The 24847-nt window shown below is 46.2% G+C and carries 25 protein-coding genes; 20 read left to right on the top strand and 5 right to left on the bottom strand.

Annotated features, from left to right (window positions below; genetic code table 11):
• Window positions 1-54: 54 nt before the first annotated feature.
• The 15 genes from EIM92_RS20860 to EIM92_RS20790 all read left to right on the top strand — a co-directional run bounded on the left by EIM92_RS20860 (window position 55) and on the right by EIM92_RS20790 (window position 14532).
• Window positions 55-759: an ABC transporter ATP-binding protein gene (locus EIM92_RS20860; RefSeq protein WP_125084480.1), complete on the top strand. Its 705-nt coding sequence runs from the start codon at window positions 55-57 to the stop codon at window positions 757-759.
• Entirely contained in the window at window positions 756-1970 is a 1215-nt protein-coding gene (locus EIM92_RS20855) for an ABC transporter permease (RefSeq protein WP_125084479.1), read from the top strand. Before EIM92_RS20860 ends, EIM92_RS20855 begins: the two co-directional genes overlap by 4 nt.
• Window positions 1971-1981: 11 nt before the next feature.
• Window positions 1982-2827, top strand: a complete 846-nt coding sequence (locus EIM92_RS24365; RefSeq protein ID WP_246021093.1) for an LptM family lipoprotein — start codon at window positions 1982-1984, stop codon at window positions 2825-2827.
• A gap of 203 nt (window positions 2828-3030) precedes the next feature.
• Entirely contained in the window at window positions 3031-3309 is a 279-nt protein-coding gene (locus EIM92_RS20845) for a hypothetical protein (RefSeq protein WP_125084478.1), read from the top strand.
• 169 nt (window positions 3310-3478) lie between these two features.
• Window positions 3479-3910 (top strand): thiol-disulfide oxidoreductase DCC family protein, encoded by a 432-nt coding sequence (locus EIM92_RS20840; protein ID WP_125084477.1) that lies wholly within the window; start codon window positions 3479-3481, stop codon window positions 3908-3910.
• A gap of 151 nt (window positions 3911-4061) precedes the next feature.
• Window positions 4062-5219, top strand: coding sequence for a P-loop NTPase family protein (locus EIM92_RS20835; RefSeq protein WP_246021092.1), 1158 nt, complete (start codon window positions 4062-4064; stop codon window positions 5217-5219).
• Window positions 5216-6463, top strand: a complete 1248-nt coding sequence (locus tag EIM92_RS20830) for a TadA family conjugal transfer-associated ATPase (RefSeq protein ID WP_125084476.1) — start codon at window positions 5216-5218, stop codon at window positions 6461-6463. The genes EIM92_RS20835 and EIM92_RS20830 overlap by 4 nt, the downstream gene beginning before the upstream one ends.
• A gap of 13 nt (window positions 6464-6476) precedes the next feature.
• Window positions 6477-7280, top strand: coding sequence for a type II secretion system F family protein (locus tag EIM92_RS20825; protein ID WP_125084475.1), 804 nt, complete (start codon window positions 6477-6479; stop codon window positions 7278-7280).
• A 12-nt stretch (window positions 7281-7292) separates the two neighbouring features.
• A complete protein-coding gene (locus EIM92_RS20820; RefSeq protein ID WP_125084474.1) occupies window positions 7293-8168 on the top strand; it encodes a type II secretion system F family protein in 876 nt (291 codons plus the stop codon).
• Between the two features lie 29 nt (window positions 8169-8197).
• Complete coding sequence (locus tag EIM92_RS20815; protein WP_125085301.1) at window positions 8198-8395, top strand: Flp1 family type IVb pilin; 198 nt, start codon at window positions 8198-8200, stop codon at window positions 8393-8395.
• A complete protein-coding gene (locus tag EIM92_RS20810) occupies window positions 8395-9048 on the top strand; it encodes a TadE/TadG family type IV pilus assembly protein (protein WP_125084473.1) in 654 nt (217 codons plus the stop codon). Before EIM92_RS20815 ends, EIM92_RS20810 begins: the two co-directional genes overlap by 1 nt.
• 27 nt (window positions 9049-9075) lie before the next feature.
• Window positions 9076-11301, top strand: coding sequence for a DUF5702 domain-containing protein (locus tag EIM92_RS20805; protein WP_125084472.1), 2226 nt, complete (start codon window positions 9076-9078; stop codon window positions 11299-11301).
• Window positions 11270-12265, top strand: coding sequence for a pilus assembly protein (locus tag EIM92_RS20800; RefSeq protein ID WP_125084471.1), 996 nt, complete (start codon window positions 11270-11272; stop codon window positions 12263-12265). Before EIM92_RS20805 ends, EIM92_RS20800 begins: the two co-directional genes overlap by 32 nt.
• A 12-nt stretch (window positions 12266-12277) precedes the next feature.
• Window positions 12278-12790, top strand: coding sequence for an A24 family peptidase (locus EIM92_RS20795; RefSeq protein ID WP_125084470.1), 513 nt, complete (start codon window positions 12278-12280; stop codon window positions 12788-12790).
• A 20-nt stretch (window positions 12791-12810) separates the two neighbouring features.
• Window positions 12811-14532 carry a DUF6382 and FHA domain-containing protein gene (locus EIM92_RS20790; protein WP_125084469.1) on the top strand — a complete coding sequence of 574 codons (1722 nt, stop codon included), beginning with the start codon at window positions 12811-12813 and terminating at the stop codon, window positions 14530-14532.
• Here the strand turns inward: EIM92_RS20790 and EIM92_RS24530 are convergent.
• The 5 genes from EIM92_RS24530 to EIM92_RS20765 all read right to left on the bottom strand — a co-directional run bounded on the left by EIM92_RS24530 (window position 14529) and on the right by EIM92_RS20765 (window position 18056).
• The gene (locus tag EIM92_RS24530; RefSeq protein WP_281279639.1) at window positions 14529-14672 is read right to left on the bottom strand and encodes a DUF1731 domain-containing protein; all 144 of its coding nucleotides are present in this window, start codon (window positions 14670-14672) and stop codon (window positions 14529-14531) included. The genes EIM92_RS20790 and EIM92_RS24530 overlap by 4 nt on opposite strands.
• 183 nt (window positions 14673-14855) lie before the next feature.
• Window positions 14856-16214 (bottom strand): IS4 family transposase, encoded by a 1359-nt coding sequence (locus EIM92_RS20780; RefSeq protein WP_125081064.1) that lies wholly within the window; start codon window positions 16212-16214, stop codon window positions 14856-14858.
• A 265-nt stretch (window positions 16215-16479) separates the two neighbouring features.
• Window positions 16480-16953, bottom strand: coding sequence for a DUF2621 domain-containing protein (locus tag EIM92_RS20775; RefSeq protein ID WP_211344396.1), 474 nt, complete (start codon window positions 16951-16953; stop codon window positions 16480-16482).
• A 107-nt stretch (window positions 16954-17060) separates the two neighbouring features.
• A complete protein-coding gene (gene paiA / locus EIM92_RS20770; protein WP_125084468.1) occupies window positions 17061-17579 on the bottom strand; it encodes a spermidine/spermine N(1)-acetyltransferase in 519 nt (172 codons plus the stop codon).
• 24 nt (window positions 17580-17603) lie between these two features.
• The gene (locus EIM92_RS20765; protein WP_125084467.1) at window positions 17604-18056 is read right to left on the bottom strand and encodes a MarR family winged helix-turn-helix transcriptional regulator; all 453 of its coding nucleotides are present in this window, start codon (window positions 18054-18056) and stop codon (window positions 17604-17606) included.
• A gap of 288 nt (window positions 18057-18344) precedes the next feature.
• On the opposite strand from EIM92_RS20765, the gene EIM92_RS20760 reads away from it, so the two are divergent.
• The 5 genes from EIM92_RS20760 to EIM92_RS20740 all read left to right on the top strand — a co-directional run bounded on the left by EIM92_RS20760 (window position 18345) and on the right by EIM92_RS20740 (window position 24819).
• Window positions 18345-19457 (top strand): deoxyribonuclease IV, encoded by a 1113-nt coding sequence (locus tag EIM92_RS20760; RefSeq protein WP_125084466.1) that lies wholly within the window; start codon window positions 18345-18347, stop codon window positions 19455-19457.
• A 54-nt stretch (window positions 19458-19511) separates the two neighbouring features.
• The gene (purU, locus tag EIM92_RS20755) at window positions 19512-20411 is read left to right on the top strand and encodes a formyltetrahydrofolate deformylase (RefSeq protein ID WP_125084465.1); all 900 of its coding nucleotides are present in this window, start codon (window positions 19512-19514) and stop codon (window positions 20409-20411) included.
• 172 nt (window positions 20412-20583) lie between these two features.
• Window positions 20584-22956, top strand: a complete 2373-nt coding sequence (locus EIM92_RS20750; protein ID WP_125084464.1) for a DUF8725 domain-containing protein — start codon at window positions 20584-20586, stop codon at window positions 22954-22956.
• Window positions 22953-23891 (top strand): ABC transporter ATP-binding protein, encoded by a 939-nt coding sequence (locus EIM92_RS20745; protein ID WP_125084463.1) that lies wholly within the window; start codon window positions 22953-22955, stop codon window positions 23889-23891. Before EIM92_RS20750 ends, EIM92_RS20745 begins: the two co-directional genes overlap by 4 nt.
• Window positions 23878-24819, top strand: coding sequence for an ABC transporter permease (locus EIM92_RS20740; protein ID WP_125084462.1), 942 nt, complete (start codon window positions 23878-23880; stop codon window positions 24817-24819). The genes EIM92_RS20745 and EIM92_RS20740 overlap by 14 nt, the downstream gene beginning before the upstream one ends.
• The last annotated feature ends 28 nt before the right edge of the window (window positions 24820-24847 follow it).

Below are 24847 nucleotides of genomic sequence, written 5' to 3'. Positions count from 1 at the left end.
AGGGGACGATCAGCTCTCCTGTTTCCCTGTATTTTGAGATGGGAGGCGAGTGATATGCTGAATATTGCTGGGGTGAAGAAAGGGTTTCAGGTGGGAGGAAATCATATTCCTATTTTGGACATACCGCAGTGGAAGGTTGATCGTGGTGAGAAGCTAGCAATCATCGGGCCAAGCGGGTCGGGAAAAAGCACATTGCTTCATATTATTAGCGGGGTTCTACGGGCGGACAGTGGAGAGGTGCAAATCGACGGACAGTTGCTTCATCGTATGACCGAATCAGTAAGGGATAATTTCCGTGCAGGCCACATCGGCTATATATTGCAGGATTTTCATTTGATTCCTTCATTGACGGCGAGACAAAATGTAGAAATTGTGATGTCCGGCAAAATGGGAGCAGCTGAACGCAGAGAACGGGTTGACAGTTGGTTTGAGCGGGTCCATCTTGCTGACCGCAGCCGTCATTTGCCTTCACAGTTGTCCAGGGGACAGCAGCAGCGGGTTGCCATGATCCGAGCGCTGATTAACGAACCGGCACTCATATTGGCAGATGAGCCGACAGGCAGTCTCGATTGGGAAACGGCGGATGAAGTAACCGGTCTTTTGCTTGAGCTTTGCCGCGGCGAGCAGCACACGTTAATCGTCGTCACGCATGATTTAAATATGGCGGATCGATTTCCCAAATGCGTCCATATTAGCGAAATAAATAGGATCAATGGAGTAAAGCGTTCGGCTAACGTCAGAGAGGAGAGAGCGATATGAATTTCTTTCATTTCATCATTCGAAATATATGGCATCGAAAATTTCTGTCCCTTCTAACCATTCTTTCCGTAACGGCCACTGTAGCGTTTGTTCTGCTGCTCTCTCTCTCGAGAGCCAGTGTCGAGCAAGGGGCGCGGAAGGGGTATGGCCCTTTTGACGTTGTTATCGGTGCAGAGGGGAGCGAGACCCAACTCGTGCTAAATACTTTTTACCATGTAGGTGCACCTGTCGGAAATATACCTGAAAAAATTATGGATCTGGTTCTTGAGGATAGTGGCGTTGAGAAAGCCTTCGCCTTAACGACTGGGGATAATTACAACGGATATCCGATTGTGGGAATTGATCCAGAATATTTTTTGACTCGCTATGGAAATCAAATGCTGCAGGATGGCATCTTGTATGCCGACACTGGCGAGGTAGTTGTTGGAGCATATGTGGCTCGGATGCTAGGACTTCATGTAGGAGACACCTTCACAGGAGCGCATGGCCTGGTTGAAGGAGATTATCATGGAGGCATAGATGACGGCGGGGAGGGTGAGCATCATGATGAACATGACAGCTTCACTTATACCATCAAAGGGATCTTGCCCGTCCTGAATTCTCCGGATGATCGGGCTGTCTTTACTACTCTCGATTATGCTTGGGCTGTTCATGGCGAAACGTCAGAAGAGCGGGAGATTACTGCAATCTTGATTAAACCAGCAACATTGCTGGGAGCGCAAGGATTGAAGTCAAAGCTAGAGAGCATGAATCAAGTCCAGGCTGCTTATACGAGCAAAGCTGTTGCAGATGTGGTGAACCTCGTGGATCGAGGGTCTGAAATCATCGAGTTTGTAACGCTGTTATGCATAATCTTGGCTGCGATATCCATTTTATTGTCGCTGATCGCAGCTGTTAATGAAAGAACGAAAGACGTAGGGCTGCTGCGTCTGCTTGGAAAGTCGAAGCGCTTTGTGCTAATGACCTTAGTCGGTGAAGGGCTTTTTGTAACGGCGGCAGGGCTTATATTGGGAATCATCGCAGGACATGTAGTCAGTTACTTTTTGAGAGATGCGTTGTTTAGTTATGCTGGAATCCAAATTGCTCCCTTTGAGTGGAGCAGCGATCATATCATGATTGCAGTGGGCACACTGCTAATTGGGGCAGTGGCCTCAATTGGGCCGGCTCTTCGATTGTATCGGATGGATTCATTATCATTATTCAAAGCGTAGGGGGTGCTGGATTGAAAAAAATAATACTCATTCTGCCACTCTTGGTTACAGCAGGTCTGCTGCAAGGATGCGGTCAGAAAGTTGCTGGTGAGCAAGCAGGTTCTTTTGCAGCGGTAGTGAATACCCAGCGTCACGCTAGAGTTGAAAAGCAGCCCTCACCGGAATTGAAATCTGAATCGGTCTCATCTGTAGAAGAGGAGGAAGAAGAGGCGACTAATGAACCATCCGTGGACAATCCGACTGACGGTATCCCCGAGAGACCTCAGGATAAGGTTACAGGCGATAAAACAGAACCATCTACGAACAAATCAGAGGCAGATCCTACACATGTCCCGTCAGCTCAAGCATCTACGGAAAACGTTAAGAAGAGTACGGAGCAGGACACTGAAAGCACTGATTCTACAGCAGCGAAAGTAAAAAAGTTGGAGAAGGAAAAAGAAAAAGAAAAAGAGGACAAATTGCAAGCCGTGGAGGAAAAAACAACTTCGGGTCCAGAGAGGGTCGGGTGGTCGGAGTTTTTTGATGGAGAAGATCAGACTACGCCCTCTGAGCGCTTCTGGGATCTCAGTGGATCGACAGTGACGATTAAGGGATTTATGGGAGAAGTATTATCCTTCGAAAAAAATTGGTTTCTGCTCATACCCGAGCCAGGTGCGGAGTGCCCATTCGATAACGGAGATGAGAGTTACTGGAATAAAATCATGATCGTGTTTGTGCCCGATGATGTAAAGCTGCGATACAAACCGGAGCCGCTGCAAATTACCGGCCGCCTTGACGTAGGCATTAAAATTGATGAGTCGGGATATAAAACTATGTTCCGTCTGTATGATGCAACCTTCAAAGAAATCAATTCATAACGTCATATTAAAGTAAATTTTTACTTTTTGAAGCACAATGATTTTAAAAGACTTCTCATGGGTAATACTAATCGGGAGAAGTCTTTTTTAGTGTCGGAAATGAAGCTATTGTCATAACATTCCAAGTTGACACACTGCAAAAAATTATTTAATATGTCTAAGTACAAAATTAGGACTTAAATTTGATAATACGGGTGATGACCATGTCTTACAGACCGAGTGTTGATAACGTGACCAAAGCCAGCAGCAACGAAAAGGAAGGACTGTACGAATTTATCGTTACGATGGTTGATGGTACGGCGTGCCGAGTATTTTTTCACCGAGACCCGGAATGGCGGCTTACGCACATCAGCCGATTGCAAAGAACTCCTTGTCCGGTTTGTCGTAAAGACTTTATCTGCAAATGTATGGATAGATTTAGCGGAGAGATCAGACAGCAGATTGATCATGGTCAGTGGATCGAAAAAGCGCTGGCTCAGTAAGCTGGTAGTCAATCAACGGTAGAGACGGGCTCATAGTAAACTATGGAACGTTCATAAGATTGAAGAACAAGCGGGTTGGTCAAGGAGCATCCTTGGCCGGCCCGCTTGTTTTTTTTTGTTGCTCCCCGTGATGATGTTATAATCTTAACTAAAGCGAGGTGAGCGATCTATGACACGAAAAATGGAGCAAACGCAAAGTGTAGTTTTGTTTGATGGCGTATGCCATCTATGTCAGGGCGCTGTCAAATTTATTATCAATCGCGACCCAGGGCACCGCTTTCGATTCGCCTCCCTTCAGTCGGAAGCAGGACGGCGAATATTGCAGGACAGCCAGAATCCGGAAATATCATCCGAAAGAGTGGATACAATCGTACTGTACCAAAACGGCGCATACTATACCCGGTCATCCGCTGCGCTTCGCATTGCGAAGGGGCTGAAGTTTCCCTGGCCGCTTGCCTACGGGTTCATCATTGTTCCGCGATTCATTCGGGATGCCGTATATCGTGTCGTAGCCGCCAATCGTTATCGATGGTTTGGCAAGGATGACTCATGCCTTGTTCCTAATCTGGAGAATAAGGCGCGTTTTTTACAAGATGGATAAATCTATTTTATAAAAATATCTTGCTAGAGTTTGTGAATTATGATACTATAACTGTAAATTTAAGGAACTCGTGACGGAAGCACCGTCCAACAACCGTAAAACGGTTATTGGGCGGTGCTTTTTTTGCGTTCCTAGGAAGTTGGTGATAAGGGTGATTCCAGTTCGGCTCGTATTGGCTGTTAAGGATGAACAGTATATAGAACCTTTGTTGCACTATATCCGCCATAGCGAGTTTGATCGCCGCTTTTCCGTAACGGCGTTTAGTCGCAAGGATGCTTTTTTATCATACATGGAGTCGAGTCGGCTGTTTGTGGATCTTGTTTTGGCGGAGAATACATTTCTGGAGGCTTGGCTTGGTGACGAAGGAGCCTCTCATGTGCCTTGGATTCGTCTCTATGAAGGGGGGGAGGACAATATTCCCGGAAAGAGTATATCTAAATATCAGCCGCTGCCTCTGCTTCTGTCTGCCGTACTTGATTACACTCGGGGAGGGGCAGGGCTTCAGCTCTCGGCAGAGGGCAGAGCGATTGTCATCGGAGTATATTCTGCTATGGGCGGCTGTGGGAAGACTACGGTAGCGATTCATTTGATGAAACAGCTCGCAGAGGAGAGGCGCAAAGCGTTTTATCTTAATTTGGAGACGATCAATAGCGGTATTTTATTCGAGGGGCAATCCTTGCGGGAAGGGCAGAATCAGGTACAAGGGCTAGCCAGGCTTCTATACGATCTGAAAGCGGCAGGGGAGCGTGACGAACCATTGAAACAACCGCTTTTGGCATATGCGCATAGACATCCCTTATTGGAGGGAGATACTTTTGCTCTTCTCGACAATATGAATGAAATGCTGGAAATGGAACACAAAGATACGGTGAGGTTGATGGATTTTATTGCAGATAGTGGTCTATATGACACCATCATCGTTGACGTTGATTCTTATCCTAACGCGCGGACAGAAGCCGTGTTGGAGCACTGCGACAAACTAGTTTGGCTGTTGGCCGACGAATGGAACGTGATGCGGAAGAACGGATTGTGGTTATCTCATTTGGAGCGGTCAGATCCGTCTCTATTCCGGAAGATAATGGGGAAAACGCTGTTCGCGGTTAATAAATGCACTGGTGAATTGGCACATGCCATGCCTAGACCGGAAATGCTGGCCGAAGTTACGCTTCCTAATATTCCTTCATGGGGCGAAGGAGCAAGGCAGGGTTCTCTGCTGCATTCGCCAGCATTTCAGAAGGATATGCTTAGGTTATGCCACAGCGTATGCAGCGGAAGGCCCCCGATTGAGACTGGGGGAACAGTGCAGTGACTGAGGAGTTTTTTACGGAGCTGCGGTCGAGTATTCGTTCCGGCCTGGATATGACTGCAACGCTAACGGATGAACAGTTAATGGAATATATTGAACGCCGAGTTCTGGGAGAGAAAGAGTTCTATGAACTCACAGCTTCCGAGAAGCGGAAATGGATTCGCAGACTGTATGATTCTTTTCGAGGCCTGGACGTACTTCAGCCGCTTGTGGATGATCGATCGGTCTCTGAAATTATGATCAATAGCCATGAGGAGATTTTTATTGAGCAGGATGGTCAGGTCAGGCGGGTGGATTTGCGTTTCGAATCTCAGGAAAAGTTGGAGGATATTATCCAGAACATCGTATCTACCGTGAACCGGGTCGTTAATGATTCATCGCCGATCGTGGATGCGAGACTTTCGAACGGGTCGCGGGTGAACATCGTGCTTCCGCCTATAGCGCTAAAGGGACCGACAATGACCATCAGAAAGTTTCCCGATCAACCTGTAACGATGGATCGGCTTGTAGAATGGGGTTCATTGAGTGAGGATGCAGCAGCTTTTCTACAGAGCTTGGTTAGAGGTAAATATAACATTTTTATTAGCGGTGGGACGGGGTCGGGCAAGACGACATTTTTGAATGCACTATCGCAATACATTCCGCCGGAGGAACGAGTGATCACGATAGAGGATTCGGCAGAGCTGCAAATCGTTAAGGTACCGAACCTAGTCTCTTTGGAGACACGTAACGCTAATACGGAGGGGAAGGGCGGGATATCCGTCCGGGATTTAATTCGCGCTTCATTGCGGATGAGGCCGAATAGGATCGTTGTTGGTGAGGTGAGGGGAAGCGAAGCTTTGGATATGCTGCAGGCGATGAATACAGGACATGAGGGTAGTTTATCAACTGGCCATGCCAACAGCACCAGGGATATGATCAGCCGCTTGGAAACCATGGTGCTGAGTGGAGCGGAGTTGCCTATTCAAGTGGTACGCCAGCAAATCGGGTCTGCCATTGATATTTTTGTCCATCTATCCCGGCTGCGAGATCGCTCCCGAAGGGTGGTGGAAATTTCAGAAGTATGCGGTTTAAGCGAGGGGGAGGTGGTGCTGAATCCGTTATATGTTTTTCAGGAAGAGGAAGAGCGTGAAGGGAAAATTAGAGGACAATTGGCAAGACGGGGCAACTTGATGCGTCTCGATAAGCTGCGTTTGGCTGGAATTGCACCGGAATCAGAGGGGACGAATAGAGCAGGAATGGAATGAAGGGTGATAAGGGATGAATCATTTTTTGCTTCGGCGGAGCCGCAGAACCAATTCTTTGAAAAAGGATACAGATCAGCTGCCGAATTATCAGAATTACGTGCTCTCTGGAAAGCAAACGGCGTTCTGCTTGGTTGTGGGAGGCTTGCTGTTTTTTGCTGTCGGATATATATTTTTTCACTCATGGCTTCTGGCGCTTATTCTAAGCTGTGGGACAGCTTTTGTTCCGAAGAGGTGGGGCAGATATCTATTGCGTAGAAGAAGGGAAGCGCTGAGTTTGAATTTTAAGCAATCGCTGTATTCACTATCGTCCTCCTTGGCAGCGGGGCGTTCTGTAGAGAATGGATTTCGCGAAGCGATTCAAGATTTGCGGTTGTTATATCCAGACGGGAAGAATGATCTCATGATCGAGCTTGGAATTATATGTACACGCATGGAATATGGGGAGCCTGTTGAGGACGCCTTGCAGGATTTTAGCAGACGAGCCGGCATGGAGGATATTAGCAATTTTGCGGATGTATTCACAACTTGCAAACGTTCCGGAGGGGATTTGGTAGAAGTGGTAAGGAGAACCTCTTCCATTATTAGTGAGAAGCTGGAAATCAGCCAGGAAATCAGGGTTATGATCGCCCAGAAACGTTTTGAGGCAAAAGCGATGCTGGCTTCTCCTGTCTTGTTTTTATTGTTTATGGACTTGACTTCTCCAGACTATATGCAGCCGCTTTATCAAGGAGTCGGTCTGATCATTTCAGCTATTGCCCTCATTCTATTTGTCGCATGCTCTTGGATCATGATGAAAATTATGGATATCCGGGTTTAGGGAGGGAGGGAAATGGCTTTGCTTTGGGGAGGAGCTATGATCATACTGCTCATACTATGGGGGCTGCTGTACCGCAGATCGTCGCATCAGTACCCTGGGGTGGCTAAGATGGAGCTGGATGGTATCCGGCTGCAAAGAATCGCTCCTCCTATGCTTTATATTCTAGAGCAGGCGAAAGTGTCGCAAAAGCTTCCCGTGTTTTTCTTCAAAATTCAGCGTTCGATAAGCCGGATTAACGGTCAGCGGCAAGGTGCGGAATATACAATGCTGTTTTTGGCGGAAATGCTCTCCTACAGTTATCTATTACTAACTGGAGGTTGCTTCATCGCTTTACTCATGAAGGGAGAAGGCAGCGGATTTCTCACTGGAGCAGTACTCTCCGTTCTGCTTCCGGTTGCGCTGATCCAAGATTTACACAGCAAGGTAAAGCGGCGAGAGCAGCAAATTATACTTGAACTGCCGGAGCTGCTGAATAAGATCATCCTGCTGGTCGGCGCTGGTTCAACCGTTCAGCAGGCGATCAAACAGTGCCTGGAACGAAAGCGGGATCAGGAGGCGCATCCTTTGTATCGCGAGCTGTTTCAACTGCAAAGAGAATGTGAGGGTGGTTATTCCTTTGCACAGGCATTAGAAGGCTTTAGCAGACGCTGTGCCATGCAGGAGGTATCTGCTTTTACGACAGCTGTTTTGCTCAATTATCGCCGAGGCGGCAGTGATTTTGTGCTAGCTCTGCGTGATCTATCTCATACGTTATGGGAGAAACGGAAAGCGGTTAGCAAGACACTAGGGGAGCAAGCTTCATCCAAGCTGGTGTTTCCGATGGTTATGCTATTTTTGATTATCGTAATACTAGTGGGGACTCCCGCATTCATGATGATGGATTTATAAAGTTTGCTATACCAAGGAGGAATTCAATGATGTTGAAGGTAGTGCGTGCAAGAGTAGGAGAGTTTTGGCGGAACGAGGACGGCCTGGGAATGCTCGAAATGATTCTGATTATTGCGGTTATTGTAATTATTGCGGTTATATTTCGTAAAGAATTAAAGGCAATTATTGAGAATTTACTTTCGAAGGCTGATAAAAAGACCAACTCTTTCATGGATGGCGGAGAGTAGTGAAGCTGCTCCAGAATAAAGATGGAAATTTTACGATAGAAGCCTCACTCGTATTTCCGGTCATATTTTTCGCAATACTGCTGCTTTTGTTTTTTTGCATGTATTTATATCAGAATGCTGTACTTGGACATGCGGCTGCAGTTGCGGCTGAGCGAAGTGCGTACACCTGGGACAATAGCTTTCGTAATCCCCAGACAGGGGCTTATGAGGAAGAACAGTATGATTCCCTCTATTGGCGCTTATATGATGACGGAATGCTTCATGTTCTTTTCGGTTCGTTTGAGGGGGATTTCTCGGCTGTGTTGGAGCTGCCGCACGGAGGAGAAGCGGAAGGGGATCTCCCTTTGAGGAAACTTAAAAATACCGGGAGGGAAATTCCGGGCGAAATGAACGGGCAGATGAAATACGATAATAGGCTGCTGTTTCGCAAAATTTCCGTATCTTTGAATCGTTATGTTCCTCTTTCCCCACTCGAAGCAGTGATCGGGGACGTCACGCAATCGGGACATTCCGACGCTTATGTTGTGGAGCCGACGGAATGGATTCGAACTGTGGAACTGGTGCGTTATTACGGGGCGAGATTCCAAGGAACCGGAAAGGAGCATGTCAGTCAGAGGGAGGCAAGCCAAGCGTTGAGATTATATGCGAAATAAGGATTTATCTTTCAGAAGGAGGTTCTTATGTTTGACAAGCGCCGTTCCGAACATGGGGCAGTGACGGTATTTTTGATCGTTATTTTTGCGGCTGTCTTCGCCTTTGTAGCTATTTTCATTGATTTTGCCAGGATGTCTGCACTGCAGGCGAGGGCAGAGGCGCTTGCTCATGCGGCAGTCCGTTCAGTGCTATCCGCTTACGATAAACAATTGTTAGAGGATTATGGCTTGTTTGCATTTGGCGAGACAGACGGGAATTATATTATGTCCAAGGTACTTCAGGACAATTTCGATCTTGTTATCCGGAGCGATGATTTACCGATTATGGGAGCCAGACTGGATGCCTCTTCCATAGAAATGCTGCGGCCATTGGGGGATTACTCTGTGTTTGCGCAGCAAATCCGGGAGGAGATGAAATACAAAGCTCCGATCGACCTCGCAATTGAGGTGATCAATAAGTTCAAACCGCTATCGCAGGTCATGAAGGAAGCCTCTAATACGGTTGATTTGCTAGCCAAGCTTCAGAAACTGTATGACAGGCGGGAAGAGAAGCTGGATCAATTGCTTGCAGCGCAGAAACAAGCTGCATTCTCGGCAAAGGGTTATTCTGACCGATTAGCCCGCTTGAACTATGCCTCTATTCCAAACAAACCGCTCGGTGATCGTATTTACTTGATTTCCGATGCAGCGTCCCAATACCAGGATTATTTAGAAAAATGGGAGGAGGATCAGCAAAGAGAAGCATCCGACCAAATTTATACCGACTTGTTGGCTGATTTCCGATACGATACGCGGGCTGCCTTCGACGCTCTTTCAGATGCGAATCGGAATGCTGAAAGGCAGCATGCTCAGCAGCTGACGGCAGCCAGACTCCTATTAAGTGAAGTTCGAGAAATTAACGAGCAAATGCGCCAAGTAATCCGTGAGTCCGAGAAACGATCGGCACAGCACGGATATAACTCAGTATCCGCGGCGCCTAGCACGGGAGGAGAGGATACTGTTACGGGGGAAATGGAGCTCGCTGGAATTCGGAATAAGAGTCAATCCTTATTATTGCAGGAATCTTTTATTGCAGACTTGGAGGCAGGCATTGAGGCACAGGAGTCGAGTTTTAATAACGCTCGCCAAACGGTAATTTCATTACTTTCGAAGTCTTCTGCTATTGGTGCGGTTTCATTTGGAAATATAAGTGCCTTTAAATCGGAGACGATTCAGGCCAGTCGTAATATCGATCGTTATTTGCGAACCTATGTTGATTCCGGTAGCGGCAACATTCTGGAGCGATTCAAGGCTACTTTGGAGGCCCACCGTACTAGCGATGCTGAACGCAAGCAGACGGAAAAGCAAGCCGCCGCTGAGCTGAAGGAAGTATCTAATTTGCTCAAGCAAATCGAGGATTTGAAGAATAAGATGGGCGAGCATCAGAAGCAGTTTGACCTGCTGAAAGGTTATTTTGACGGCAATCGTAAATTGAATCAGGATCAGACGGCTGAATCGGAAGAAAATTCGAGGAAGCGCGGCACTGATCCTTATGAGACAGGCGAACAGGCGATGGGGGGCATGGATGCTTTATATGCTTCTTTGTCAGAGATACTGTCAAGCCTAACGGACAATGCTTACCAGACCGAGTACGTTACCAGTTATTTTGAATTTTTTGATGTCAGTACCTTGAAAGGACTTATGGAAGGTAGGCCGGACAAGCTGGAGGCGATAGTCGAGCAATTTGCTCCGGAACGGCAGGAGGTAGAGTACATATTGTACGGATTTCATAATCCTGCAGGAAATGTCGCTGCGGTTTATGGAGAGATATTTACGATGCGCTTGGCAATTCGCACGATGGAAGGACTGATCAAGCATGCTAACAAGATCAATCCATTAGCGATCTTGGCTTCCGCTCTACTGCACGGAGTAGTAGAGGCGATCAAGGATATGGTGCTTTTATGTCAGAAGGGTAGCATACCGCTGAGCAGTTTTTTAAAAATCAACCTAACGTACAGGGATCATCTTCGATTATTTCTATTGCTGCACGGAGGCAGCGAACAGCGGCTATCGCGGATGATAGCGGTCATCCGTTTTAAGACGGGAATCAACCCGGATGAACGAGCTACTTATATTAAAGGAGAAGTTACCGCAGCTTTGCCATTATGGTTTTTGCCTGGTGTGTCCAAAGCAATCGGAAGTGCTGGGGCTCTAAAGGGACGGGTGGAAGGAAGCAAATATTATGTTGTCAAGCAAGCGCATTATTCGTACTGAAACTTCTGATAAAGCCTCTCAAGGCAGTATGGTGCTGGAAGCATCGCTTGTCATGCCTGTTTTTATTATAGTCATGTTCTTTTTTATCTACATGGTTCAGATGACCGTCTATTCCCTACAGATGCAAATCGTTGCCTCAAACGTGGTTAAGCAAGTGTCTGCGCACATCTATCCTGTTGCCCTGGCTGTCGATAAATACTCGGAGCAGGATGCGGCCAGCGGAAGTGATGCTAGCAAACAGGAGAGTGTATTTGATTGGAGCATGCCCAAGCTATCTTTATCGGAATGGGCTGGTCAGTATGCTGATTCACTTCCCGAGCCTTTATCCAGATGGATATTGGATGCTGCCGCCAAGGGAGATGAGCCGTTGAATGATATTAAAAATAGTGTACTGGAAACGATTCTTGATCCTGTGGTGAAGCCGCTTTTGCAGCCGTTTGTGCAGAATACGCTGCTTCGTGAAGAACGAGTTCATGTTAGCCGAATTACCGTACCTGACTTAAAAACGGGGAGAATTCCTTATTTCGGCATCGAGCTAAGTTACGAATTGCCGATAAAAATACCGTTTTCCAACCGGAAAGTTGTACTGCAGGCGAGGGCCCAGGAACGCCTTTGGATTGGAGACACCGGGGAGTTGAGGGGGTACGGAAAAGAGGAGCAGGATGAGGGACAGGCACCGATCATTCTGTCGAAGCCAGAGCCAGCATTTGCCGGGCATAAAGCACGGGTTAGCGCGAAAGTCGAACCAGGAACGGTTGCCAAACTGACGGTTTACTATAAAAGCGGGGTAAGCCAAGCTAAATATTTGGGTGAAGCCTCCGCCGATGAGCATGGGGTTGTAGAGTGGCAATGGCTTGTAGGGGGGAATACGACGCCAGGTACTTGGACGTTTGTTGTTGAGACGGGGGATGGCCTGCGAACGACGGCAGAGTTTGTTGTCGCGAGTCCGAATAAGAAGAACTAAGGAGATTTGGTCATGCATTTAGAAATTTGGGGCTGTTTTATATTGCTTGCCGTCGCGTTTGTAACCGATATCCTTACGATGAAAATTCCAAATATAATTACGATAACCGGGACATTGTTAGGCACTGCATATCATGTAATTACAAATGGTGGAACAGGCTTTCTATTTGCAGTAAAGGGTGCCGTCGTTGGTTTTGGAATAATGGCAATTATGTATGTAGCACGAGCTGTGGGAGGCGGAGACGTGAAATTATTCGCTGCAATCGGGGCTTGGGTAGGAGTGCCGCTGACCTTGTCAATACTGTTGTATTCGATATTAGCTGCCGGATGCATCGGCATTCTCATTCTTATTTGCAGAAGAGAAATGATGGTACGCCTTGGCGGCGTACTACGTAGTGTTCTTGGATTAATTGTGCTGCGCAGTATAAGTCCGATACAAGCTCTTACGGCGAAGGATAAACCGCTAACCTTTCCATTTATGCTAGCTGTGCTGCCCGGTGCCATCATGGCAGTTTACTATTCCTAAAAGCGAGGAGGTGGGCAACAATGGCCGCCCTTGTGACCGATTTTGTCAGGAACGACGGAACATATATGGTGATAAATACGGAGGAAGGATTGCATACCGAGCATTTGAACCGGGTGCAGAGGAATATGCTGACCTCCGTGACGATCCCTAATTTGCTGCCGCTAGAGGTTAGGGAAATTGATTTTGAAGTTACGCTGTATTATGAAATTACAGGGAAAAGAATGTTGGCTCAATGCTTAAAGAGCGACCAAATGACAATGACAGAGTTTTACAGCCTCCTGTTGCAAATTATGAAGGTGCTTGATCATAGCAAGGAGTACATGTTAACTATCGGGAATTATTTGTTGGATGAAAATCATATTTTTATCGAAGAATCATTATCCAGTGGTATGGTTTATTTAGTTTACCTACCTTTACTTGATATTTCGAGGAAGCAGTCTATCGCTCAGGCTCTGCTAACTCTAGTCAATCGTTTAATGACAAGGGTAACGGATATGGAAGGAAGCGGAATACAGCAAATTATCAGTTTATGCGGAGGAGAGTTATTCTCGGTTACTGGGCTAAAAAGTTTGCTGATTTCCCTGCTGCTTGATGAAGCTCCTCCTGCTCCTCCAGTGGGGCACGGAACAATTCTTGGTCCGAGTGAAGGCGGGGGAGGGAGAGCGCCTTTTTCTCATGAGCAGTCGAGAAGTTCGCTAAATGATCCTTATCTCTTACTAGCAGAAAATCTCCCGAGTCGGAGCAAAATGAACTTCTCGTCCGATGCTATAGATAGAAGTGATACTCATTTTAGGGGGGCTATCGGGGAGGAAGAAGCCGATGGCGAAAACGAGCAGCCTGAGGTTAGCCGAGTGGAAATTAAGCCTACTTATTTGTGGCTAAGTGCTGTGTTGTTGGGGATGGTAGTTTGGAAGTTTGGATATATGGATAAGCCAACGGATGCCGGACTATATATTAGCGCAGGGGTATCGGTAGCCATAATAATATTTGTCCTGCTTATCAATAGGAGAATCATTGACCTGGCTGGACTTTTCAGGAATAAGAACGGCCAGAAATGGAATGGGGATAGCCATCAGGAGGAGTCTGAAGCTTATCTTGAGCCTAAGAAAGGCAGGAGCGACAGAGATCATAATGATCATAAGGACAATAGGAATAATCCCGGCTCCCGCTTTGGTAGCAATCTGCACCGTTATGAGGAGAAGTGGCGGTGGAATGAGTCTCTTATTAAAGCGGATTCACAATCTCAATCCTTGTTAGAGAAGCAAGCGGAGAGCGACCGCGATCTTATGTTTGAGGAATTACCAGTGACGATTAAAGAGCCTTATCCAGCATCATCGGCAGAATCTGCAGTGCGCAAAGAGCCGGTGGCATCAGCTTCGGCTACAGTATTGCTGAAAGATTTTTCGGAGTCGGAGCAATTGCAAGCTCGAAATGCGGCATATTATTTAGAAAAACAATTACCTTTAGGCATCGGGGCGGAACGCATACCACTTCCGAAGGGAAGCTTTATTATCGGTCGTTCTGAGGATTTGGCTCAATACGTGGAGAAGGGGGCTGGGGTGTCTCGTGCTCATGTCGAACTCATGATTCGGGAGGCTAGCTTCAGCATCAAGGATCTAGGCTCCCGAAACGGCACGAAGTTAAACGGCGAGCTGATCGCACCTTATAAAGATTACTCGATGGAGCCCGGGGATTCGTTCAGCATTGCGGAGATCACTTTTCATCTAGGTAGAAATCATTAAGACTTCTTGTTTAAATCTGCTGCTGCAGACTCTACTTCAGGAAGCTGAAAACGGAAGCCGTGTTCCAAAGCGGCTTTCGGCATCACCCTTTGTCCCTCTAGCAGCAAGGCAGACATTTCACCAAGGAGCGTTCTTAGCAAGAAGGCAAATTAAAATTTTTTATATTGAATTAAAGTATTCGATTATTTCCGTAGAAGGAGTTGCTTTCATAAACAAAAAATCTTTAGTCCTATCATCTTCGTCACCGTAAGATATTTTTATATACATAATCTGATAAATATCAGCAACCTGTTTATTTATTGTTTCCCCATTAATAACGTAACTCAACTTTCGCAGCTTGAAATCGGCAAATAAGCCTTGATGTAACTGGGCAAGCCAGCGATCCATTGCTGTAGTTGTGTTTGAATGAGTGTTGTGATCTTCTTACTGGCTTTCTTGGAGATATCTTCGATTAATTCAATCAGTTGTTTTAAGGCTACAGCCCAATCTAGCTGACCTACTTCATCACATAGCAAATAAAACAAGCCACCAAGCGTACGGTTGTCGGTACTTTGTCGGTGTTGCCACGCTAGCAAAATATACCGTGAAAAAACAATCGTGGTATGGCTGATAAGGAGATCATATGAGCGTCCTTGAAACTCTTTTTGTAGGCGCAGTAAGGATTTGGCACACTTAAAGAAGACTTCGATATCCCAGCGAATGCCGTATATCTGAATCATTTTTTCTTCCGAAATCGTTAGGTCGGTGCATAGAATGGCAAGCCATTCTTTCTTTTTTGAGCGGTGACGCACGAAAACCATCATGACTGGAATCCCTGGAGACAACTCGGTACGGATAGAGCGTAAGATTCCCTTGTTTTTTCCTTGAACAGGGATGGCTTCATAATAAAGTTCTTGCAAAGATAATCGGCGTTCGTCAACAAGATAACGCTTCTTATCCGCTTTGACCATGCCGATCACATCTAGGCCTCGATCAACGATGGCTTGGATTAATGGAGCATGTGTGAACCAACTATCCATTAGCACGTATGAAGCCTGCACACCAGCGGAAAGCGCACGATCAATCATCGATGGAATAATTTCAGGAGCAGGAAGCAAAGCTTCGACCCGACGCTTGTAGCCAGACGTTCTCTTGTCGATCCCTTGCATGATCCCATTTATTTGCGATTTCATCGAAGCTAGCAAGGAGAAGTCAACGGGAATAAACGTATGACCATCCGACCAGCCTAGCGTAAGCATCCGAAATCCTTTATAAAAGGAACCCGTTGCATGATCTTTAAATCGAGAAAGCAGTTCAACCTTCTTGCTACGATTGCGCTCAAACATGGAGTCGTCAACAACAAATGCAGACATGCGATCTTCACCTGTCAGTGGGCGAATTTTATCGATAGTGGAGGAACTAAGCAATGACAGAAATTTGCGCCATGCATAGCCGCTGTGATTCAGGAATCGATAGATCGCATCCTTCCCAGGAAACGTATCACCTTTCTCGCTTTCCAACAGGCGGAACCAGTTTTTGTGGTGAAACAAAAGGACAAAGACAAGCTGGAATAAAAACGAACAGGTATAACCAAATCTCTTTTTAAATCCAGCTGTTCTTAAATGTTGCAATACTTTCAGCTCTTTAAAAGCGGGTTTAATTTCATTTGGAAGTTGATTTTGTAATATGCTTTGCTCTATCATGTAGAGGACACCTCTTCTGTATGGTAGTGATTGATTCGACACTCTCACTTTACCAAATGAAGCGGTGTTTTTCTATTATTGCAACATCCATATTCTAATCAGGGTTTATCTAATCACATCAAGCAAGTAAGCCGATTTTCGCTCTGCGAAAGTTGAGTAACGTAACCTCTAAATAAGCTTAATCCGAAAGGCTCTTTATCAGGTTTGATAAGAAAAACATCCGGCTGGCGTTGTTTAGAACGTTGCAACCGGATGAATGAATGTGCTATTTGTTAATGAGATGCTGGTAGGGATGATAGTCGATATTACTTTTTTCTAAAAAGTTCATGAGGAATTTATAATCTCTTCTTGGTGTAGCTACAATATAACCTTTGATGCAGTGATCCTTCGTAACCTCGCTAGCATCCTCTTCTAGGGCGATCTTGCCGATTTCCGCCGCGATCGAATGCTTGGCGATATCCCGGAAAGGAGCGGGTACTGGCTGTACAAGCTGATCCAGGAAGGTCTTTGCTTCGTCCGTCCACAAATGCCTGCTCTTCTCGACCCAGTGATTCTGCCAATCAAGCTTGGACATGCCATCCGCTTTCGGAAGCACTTTCAAAAATTTGCGAAACATAAAAAAACCACCGATGCACATGACGCCAAGCATGACGAAACCCCAAAAAGCAATTGAGTTCATAAACCAGCGGTTCGGCCCTGGGTTGGCCAGTACAAACCAAGTTATGCTCCAGTGTGGCATCGATTCATTCACCTCGAATAGTTAGTCATTGATTCCTTCAATCTTTATGAATTATACCTTATTTGTTGTTTTATACATAGTCATCCATTAATCCAGCATTGAAAATGTTACATTAGTGTTTTTGTCATTATATAGTCCAATTGTTCTTCATCCCCCATATAAAAAGAGTGGGCGCCACTTTGCACAAAGCCCATTTTCTTATAAAAAGCAATGGCATTCTCATTTTTTTCCCATACGCCTAGCCAGATTATCGTTTTTTTATGAACTTTGGCAACTTCCAGCGCTTTATTTAGCAGATATTTACCTAGTCCATGCTTTTGAAATTTGTTTCTTATATAAATCCTTTCGATTTCAAGAGCTTCATCCCCCATAGCTTCAGACTGCGCATCATTGGTATTGATCTTTAAATACCCAGCAATTTCATCGTTATAGTAAATAAAAAAGAACTGCGAAGAAATATTAGATAATTCTTTTTCTAATTGTTTCAAATTAAATGCCTTTTCTAAATAGACATTCAAATTTTCGGGTGAATTCTGATGCTTAAATGTTTCCTTAAATGTTTCATAGCTTATCTCTTGAAGTTTGCGTAAATCCTCTAAAGTACATTTTTTTATATTTGCAGTCATTTAAATATGCGCTCCTTGATATATTCAATAATTTCTTTTGTTTCCCTTTTTCACAAATTCCCAGTCTTTTTCTACATTTTTTCTTACTCGTTGAAGAAGGTTAGAAATGGTTTCTATTTCTCCTTCGGACAAACCCTCTAATGCAACGATATTGGAGTATTCATTTTCTCTTTTGATAAAGGGATACACCTTTTTTCCTTTCTCTGTTGGAAAGAGTTTTCTTATTTTTTTGTTATGTTTATCTGCTTTCTTCTCAATAAATCCATTCATTTCGAGTTTTTTTACAGCACGAGCTGCTGTTGTTCGGTCTACTTTGATCATCTCAGCTAACTTTTCTTGAATGATTCCTGGGGTCTCACATATTCGAATCAGGTACAAATACTGCCCTTTTGTAAGGTCATATTCTTTAAATTCTATATTGCTTATAGAATCTAATGCCCTAGCTATCATTCCAATTTCACGAAGAATATCCTTCATAATGAACTCCTTGATCCATGTTATTGTTGCAAATGCAATAAAAATAGCGTATTAACAATTTAACCTACTTATGTTGCATTTGCAATAAAATAATGAAAATGTCGTGTCATATGAATCTCAGTACTCCATATGGCAGGTGACCTAATGAAATAAGACCAGTAGCATGCAACGCGAGTGCTAATATTTATCAAAAAAGTTCTTCGTCTGTCAACTTAACTAGATTTATATCGATATTCAAGATAAAATAGGTTTTGTTCAAAGACGTTGTCCATAAGGGGGATAAAGGAAATGTTAAAAATAGGTTCGCATGTCTCGTTCTCGGACAAGGGGCTACTAACCGCAACGGAGGAGGCCGCATCTTACGGCTCCAGCTCGTTTATGATATATACTGGCGCACCGCAAAACACGCGTCGCAAACCGATTGAATCGATGAATATTGAAGATGGCAAGGCGGCGATGGCTGTTGCCGGGATAGACGAAATTGTCGTCCATGCGCCATACATCATTAATTTAGGTTCTTATAAGTCAAATACGTATCAACTTGCGGTAGACTTCCTGCAGGAGGAAATTCGCCGCACCCATGCGCTGGGCGTACGGAATATCGTGCTTCATCCTGGTGCATTTACGGACAAGGATGCCGAATATGGCATTAACCGGATCGCCGAGGGCTTGAACGAGGTATTGAACGGTACGGATGAAACGGAAGTTAACATCGCGCTGGAAACGATGGCTGGCAAAGGTACGGAAATGGGGCGCAGCTTTGAGGAAATTGCTGCCATCATTGATAAAGTACAGCATAATGAACGTTTGACGATCTGCTTGGACACCTGCCATATCCATGATGCTGGTTACGATATCGTTAATAATCTGGATGGTGTATTGCATCAATTCGACCAGTTGATCGGTCTGGAGCGGATCGCTGTCGTGCACGTGAATGACAGTAAGAATCCAATCGGGGCGAAGAAAGACCGCCATACGCCAATCGGCAGCGGTTGGATCGGATTTGAAGCACTGAATCGCGTCGTCCACCATGAATTGCTGCAAGGGCGCCCGTTTATACTGGAGACGCCTTGGATTGGCAAAGAAGCGAAAACCCAGCGGCCGATGTACGAAGTCGAAATCGCTTTGCTTCGCGGCGACGTTACGGAAAGATTCGGGGAATCCTTCCTGACGGAAGTGGAAATGCTGAACAGCTTTTTTGCTAAACGTGATATAGAGCAGCGGGCGTTCGTGTTGGACACGTGGACATTGCTCAAGAACGACGCCAAAGCTAGGAAGGCCGATCCGCGTGAGCCGCTGGAGCGATTATATGACCTCGTCTTGGAAGCCAATCTGTTCCCGGATTACACGGAGGAGCAAATCAATTTTAGATTGATCGGCTGGCTGGCGGCAAAGGAATAACCCGCTACTATATATAGTTGTTTATCAAAGTTACTGGGAGGACTTGAGAGAAAGATGGATATCCATGTTAAAACAGGAGCAAGACCTGTCAAACCATACGAAAATCACCGGGCGCGGATGTTGATTTCCTGTCCGGACGGGCCTGGCATTGTTGCCGCCGTATCTGATTTCCTGCATCAGCATGGTGCAAATATCGTCCAATCGGATCAGTATACAATGGATCCTGAGGGCGGCATGTTTTTTATGCGGGTCGAATTTGACCTGAAACAGCTGCATGATAACTTAACAGAGCTAAAACAGGATTTTGCGGTTATTGCTGCCAAATTCGATATGAAGTGGGACATTTATCCGCTGAACCAGAAGAAGAAGCTGGCTATTTTCGTATCGAAGGAAGACCATTGCTTGGTAGAATTGCTCTGGCAATGGCAAGCAGGCGATCTTGATGCGGAAATTTCGATGGTCATCAGTAACCACCCCGACAATAAAGAATACGTCGAGTCGTTCGGCATCCCTTTCTATCATATTCCGGTTACCCCGGACACGAAAAGAGAAGCCGAGCAGAAGCAACTGGAACTGGTTAATGGAAAAGTAGATTTGATCGTGCTTGCCCGATACATGCAAATTCTGTCCCCGGCTTTAATCGATCCTTACCGGAACCGTATTATCAATATTCATCACTCCTTCCTGCCGGCCTTCGTTGGAGGCAAGCCATATGCGCAGGCTTATGATCGCGGAGTGAAAATCATCGGCGCTACCGCCCATTACGTAACTGAGGAGCTGGACGGCGGGCCGATTATAGAGCAGGACGTTCAGCGCGTTAGCCACCGTGATGATGTTGGGGAACTGAAGCGGATCGGTCGCACGATCGAGAGAGTCGTATTGGCCCGCGCCGTAAAATGGCATATCGAGGATCGTATCCTCGTCCATCAGAACAAGACCGTTGTGTTCAGCTAATTAATGAAGCGGAATTATTAATTCACCTTGAACAACTAGAAGCCGTTACAGTTGGCATGCATGTCATACTGGACGGCTTTAGTTTTACGTTTTTTCGCGGAACGTAAACATTTTGAACACTTGAAACGTCCTATATTCATAGAATCATTCGAGGATGAGAGGAGAGAATCATTTGTTACTACATGACAATAAAAGGGCATCCCTAATCGTGCTGTGGCTGGTTATTGCCATATTCGCGCTGCTCCCAGGGCTCGCAAGCCCCAAGCCCGTCTATGCGGAAGAACCATCGATTTCCATCAAGACGGAAATTGGCTTCGATGGCCATTACAAAATGGGAGAATGGACACCGCTAAAAATTACGCTGACCAGCGATACCGACATATCGGGAGATATCTCTGTCCAAATGGAGTATCCATATAACTCAAGCCAGGCTTCCTATGTGCAAAGGGTGGATTTGCCTGCGGGTACGCCGAAGGAAATTACCTTTGGCATCTTGGGACATTCTTTTCATAAGGACAACAACTCGATCCGGTTCTATGAAGATTCGGTAGAAACCGGGAAATTCATTCCCTTTACAACCAAAACTCCCTATTTGAGTTCCAATGCAAGCAGTGGAACCTTAATCGGTGTTCTGGCATCTGATCCGGATAGCATGAATTTTCTCAGCATGCTGAACAGTAAGGGAAAAGATGTGAAGATTATTCCCCTAAAACCGGAACAATTACCGGAAGACGCCGTCCTGCTGGAGGGACTGGATACACTCGTTATAAATAATTATACGACCGGAAACCTCGGGACTACACGGATAGAAGCGATCAAAGCATGGGTGAACCAAGGCGGGACACTCGTACTTGCTGGGGGCGCTGGCTATGCGAAAACGATTCAGGGGCTGGAGGATTTGTCGCCGGTCGACTATAACGGCCTCGCCGATGTCGTCTCGCTGAAGGAGTTGGAGAAGGCGACTGGCAAGTCACTTCCATTGAGTGCCGCATTCCCTATTTCTGCCGTTACCTTGAAGGATGGCGCACGAACGATAATACACGGAGAACAGCCTTTCTTTGCCTCCTGGGACGTCAGCAAAGGCGCGGTAATCTATGCGGCTTATGATGTATCCATGGAGCCATTGCAATCCTGGTCGGGTCATGCGGAGCTATGGAATAAGGTGCTTCAGCAGCATGCGTCCATAGCGCCTGCTTCACAAGCTAATATGGGTTGGACGGGAAATATGGCTCAGCGGATCGACCATTTGCTCGATTATTTTCCGAGCCTGTCATTGCCGCCGTATTCTTTGCTGCTCTGGCTGCTGCTGGGCTACGCCGTGGTCGTTGCTCCGGGACTGTATTTCGTACTGAAAAAGCTGGATAGACGTGAATGGGCCTGGCTGCTGATTCCGGTCATTGCCGTAATTGCCAGCGGCGGGATTTACTTAGCCGGTACGACAGGTAAAAGTACGCTGCGCACCAACACGCTCAGTATTGTTGAATTGGATGGGAAGGGCTATGCCGATCGCTCCACCTCAACAGCGCTATTTATCCCACGTAGTGGGAATTATCAAGTAAGCTTCCCGGCTGGAACGCATGTTACCGTTCAGCGTGAAGACGGACTTATTTCCGGCGGACAGTCGATTGCTTCAAATCGACAATTGATTCGGAAAGGAGATAGCGGTACGGAAGTGGGTTTAAATGGCATGACGTACCGTTCCCTAGCCAAGTTTTCCGTGGAGCAGTTGGAGGATCGTCAGTTCGGTCAAGTAGAGCTGGATATATCCTTCGATGATCAAGGGATGCCTCAAGGAAAGGTTACGAATGCAACATCTATGGATTTAACGAACACTTCGATAGTATTGAACGATAAATTGTATTTGCTTGGAGATCTCGCAAAAGGGGAAACGGCTACGATCCAGTCGAATCCGATCCCCGTGAGGCATAATGATTATGGTGACCGAATATTTCCGTACAATAGCAATCGCGGAGAGAATATGAAGCTGGAACGAGCTAGAGGCCTAGTTAACAGTTATTTCAACCAAAATAAAAAGACAAGCCATTATGCTTTTATCGGTTGGAGCAAAGACCAATTGCTCGAGTATGGGGTTAACGGCAAAAACGTGGCTGATGATTCGCTGAATATGTTAGTCCAACGGATTGATCCAGAGCTTCAGAAGGATGGTCAATGGAGCATACCTTACGGATATATTCAACCTACGATTGCTAAAACAACATCTTCCGATTGGGGATATGAGTCCAGCGGCAGTGTGCATATGTCTGCAGGTGAAATGGAGCTTGAATATATTTTACCTAGCGAGGTGGAATATTCTGAGCTTAAGATGCGTCAGAACAATCGCGGGTACAATTTGACACTAGCGGTATGGAATGCATCAAAAGGAGAACTGGAACCTTTGCAATGGAATCAGGGGCTTGCCGAGCTTGCTCAGCCGATTCATCAATATTTAGTCGGAGGGACGACGCTGCGCGTCGTGATCACTACGCAGGATTGGAGCGGCTTCGACCTGCCGGAAATCGCTGTAAAGGGGAGTAGCAGCCGATGATTGAAATACGCAACTTGACAAAAAACTATGGAAGCTTTGAAGCACTGAAGTCGGTGAATATTTCCATATCAAAGGGAACCGTATTCGGATTTGTTGGGCCGAATGGAGCTGGAAAGTCAACGACGATGTCGATTTTGGCAACTCTGCTGCTGCCCACTTCGGGAACGGCGACGGTAGGAGGTTTTGAAGTTACCGAGCAGCCGCATGAGGTGCGAAAGAGAATTGGATACATGCCGGACTTCTTCGGAGTTTATGATCAATTTAAAACGACGGAGTACCTGCATTTCTATGGAGCCAGCTATGGCATACCTCGCCCTGAACGGGAGAAGCTGATCCCGCAGCTGCTTGAATTGGTTAATTTAAGCGACAAGCAGGATACGTACGTAGACAGCCTGTCCCGCGGCATGAAGCAGAGGCTGTGCCTGGCCCGATGCCTAGTACATGATCCCGATGTGCTCATTCTTGATGAGCCGGCTTCGGGTCTCGATCCCCGCGCTCGGATCGAAATGAGGGAGATTTTGAAAGAGTTAAAGCTCATGGGCAAAACGATTATCATCTCGTCGCATATTTTGCCGGAGCTTGCAGAAATGGTGGATGAGATCGGTGTGATTGAACATGGAGAGATGGTAGCTCAAGGGAAAGTGGCCGATATCCAAAATCGACTGCGCGTCAAGCGGGTACTGCATATTCGCGTTATGGAACGCGGGGATGAACTGGCCGAGATGATGCGGGATGAGCTCCACGTCACTCAGGTGCTGAGCGATTCTACAGGGGTGCATGTGCATTTTAGCGGCGGGGATGTCGAGCAAGTCCAACTGCTGAACAAAATTATCGGCACGGGATACGGGGTCGTGTCCTTCCATGAAGCACAGACCAATCTTGAGGATGTATTCCTGGAGATTACGAAGGGAGGCGCAGCAGATGAACTGGCGTAGAAAATTAATCAATCCCGTAATGGACAAAGAGTTTCGTCTCCGGATGAGATCATCCCGTTCTGCCATCACCGTGTTTGTTTATGTGTTGGTGATGGGCCTGCTGGCGATGGGGATTATTTATGTCATGATGAGCAGCGGGGCAGGATTATCGGGCCGCATTGATCCGAGTACTAGCCGAGTCATGTTTTACGCGCTCAGCATTGCCCAGCTTGTTCTCATTGCGTTCATGACGCCTGCGCTGACGGCAGGAGTCATTAGCGGGGAGCGGGAGAAGCAGACCTTAAACATGCTTTTAACGACCCAGCAAAGCTCTTCGACGATTATTTTGAGCAAACTGGTATCTTCGCTAAGCTTTATGACGTTGGTTATTTTCGCCACACTGCCAGTGTACAGCATTGCTTTTCTTTATGGAGGTGTAGCACCGAAGCAGCTTGTGTTTGTCTTTCTGTTTTATTTGTACATTATGCTGCTGCTCGGTTCTCTAGGTGTATTATTCTCCACATTGTTCAAGAGAACGATGGTTGCCGTTATAATGACCTATGGTGTAGGGCTTGTGATTTTTCTCGTAACGGGAATTGTATATATCATTGCACTGGGCGTTGTTCAAGCTAATTATTACGTTTCGGGAACCACCGTGCCATCGGATTACTCCTGGATCGGGTTTATCCTTGGATTTAATCCTGCGGGAGCGCTAATCAGTATTTTTGAACCTTCGTTCTCGGATAGCGTCTTTCTTGCGCAATCGCGGGGCCAGCAGGGGAGTGCGCCGATTCAGCTGTGGCAGCAATTTTTGCTTGTATATAGTGTAGTCATTGTACTGGTGCTTTGGCTTGCGATCCGCTATATTCGTCCAGTTAAACGAGGACGGGGCAGGAAGGGTCTTAAGACAGACTGGGAAGCGCAGGAAAATGAGCAGACGAAGCAATAATTATTGATAAAAATAGCTTAGTATCTGG

It is taken from the genome of Paenibacillus lentus, from assembly GCF_003931855.1.
Classification (GTDB): Bacteria; Bacillota; Bacilli; order Paenibacillales; family Paenibacillaceae; genus Fontibacillus; species Fontibacillus lentus.
This window is presented reverse-complemented; position numbering and strand designations above follow the sequence as displayed.

Coding starts and splice junctions, on each gene's coding strand:
- EIM92_RS20860 (WP_125084480.1), top strand. CDS start 55: ATGCTGAATATTGCTGGGGTGAAGAAAGGGTTTCAGGTGGGAGGAAAT.
- EIM92_RS20855 (WP_125084479.1), top strand. CDS start 756: ATGAATTTCTTTCATTTCATCATTCGAAATATATGGCATCGAAAATTT.
- EIM92_RS20845 (WP_125084478.1), top strand. CDS start 3,031: ATGTCTTACAGACCGAGTGTTGATAACGTGACCAAAGCCAGCAGCAAC.
- EIM92_RS20840 (WP_125084477.1), top strand. CDS start 3,479: ATGACACGAAAAATGGAGCAAACGCAAAGTGTAGTTTTGTTTGATGGC.
- EIM92_RS20825 (WP_125084475.1), top strand. CDS start 6,477: ATGAATCATTTTTTGCTTCGGCGGAGCCGCAGAACCAATTCTTTGAAA.
- EIM92_RS20820 (WP_125084474.1), top strand. CDS start 7,293: ATGGCTTTGCTTTGGGGAGGAGCTATGATCATACTGCTCATACTATGG.
- EIM92_RS20815 (WP_125085301.1), top strand. CDS start 8,198: ATGTTGAAGGTAGTGCGTGCAAGAGTAGGAGAGTTTTGGCGGAACGAG.
- EIM92_RS20805 (WP_125084472.1), top strand. CDS start 9,076: ATGTTTGACAAGCGCCGTTCCGAACATGGGGCAGTGACGGTATTTTTG.
- EIM92_RS20800 (WP_125084471.1), top strand. CDS start 11,270: ATGTTGTCAAGCAAGCGCATTATTCGTACTGAAACTTCTGATAAAGCC.
- EIM92_RS20795 (WP_125084470.1), top strand. CDS start 12,278: ATGCATTTAGAAATTTGGGGCTGTTTTATATTGCTTGCCGTCGCGTTT.
- EIM92_RS20790 (WP_125084469.1), top strand. CDS start 12,811: ATGGCCGCCCTTGTGACCGATTTTGTCAGGAACGACGGAACATATATG.
- EIM92_RS20780 (WP_125081064.1), bottom strand. CDS start 16,214: ATGATAGAGCAAAGCATATTACAAAATCAACTTCCAAATGAAATTAAA.
- EIM92_RS20775 (WP_211344396.1), bottom strand. CDS start 16,953: ATGCCACACTGGAGCATAACTTGGTTTGTACTGGCCAACCCAGGGCCG.
- paiA (WP_125084468.1), bottom strand. CDS start 17,579: ATGACTGCAAATATAAAAAAATGTACTTTAGAGGATTTACGCAAACTT.
- EIM92_RS20765 (WP_125084467.1), bottom strand. CDS start 18,056: ATGAAGGATATTCTTCGTGAAATTGGAATGATAGCTAGGGCATTAGAT.
- EIM92_RS20760 (WP_125084466.1), top strand. CDS start 18,345: ATGTTAAAAATAGGTTCGCATGTCTCGTTCTCGGACAAGGGGCTACTA.
- purU (WP_125084465.1), top strand. CDS start 19,512: ATGGATATCCATGTTAAAACAGGAGCAAGACCTGTCAAACCATACGAA.
- EIM92_RS20745 (WP_125084463.1), top strand. CDS start 22,953: ATGATTGAAATACGCAACTTGACAAAAAACTATGGAAGCTTTGAAGCA.
- EIM92_RS20740 (WP_125084462.1), top strand. CDS start 23,878: ATGAACTGGCGTAGAAAATTAATCAATCCCGTAATGGACAAAGAGTTT.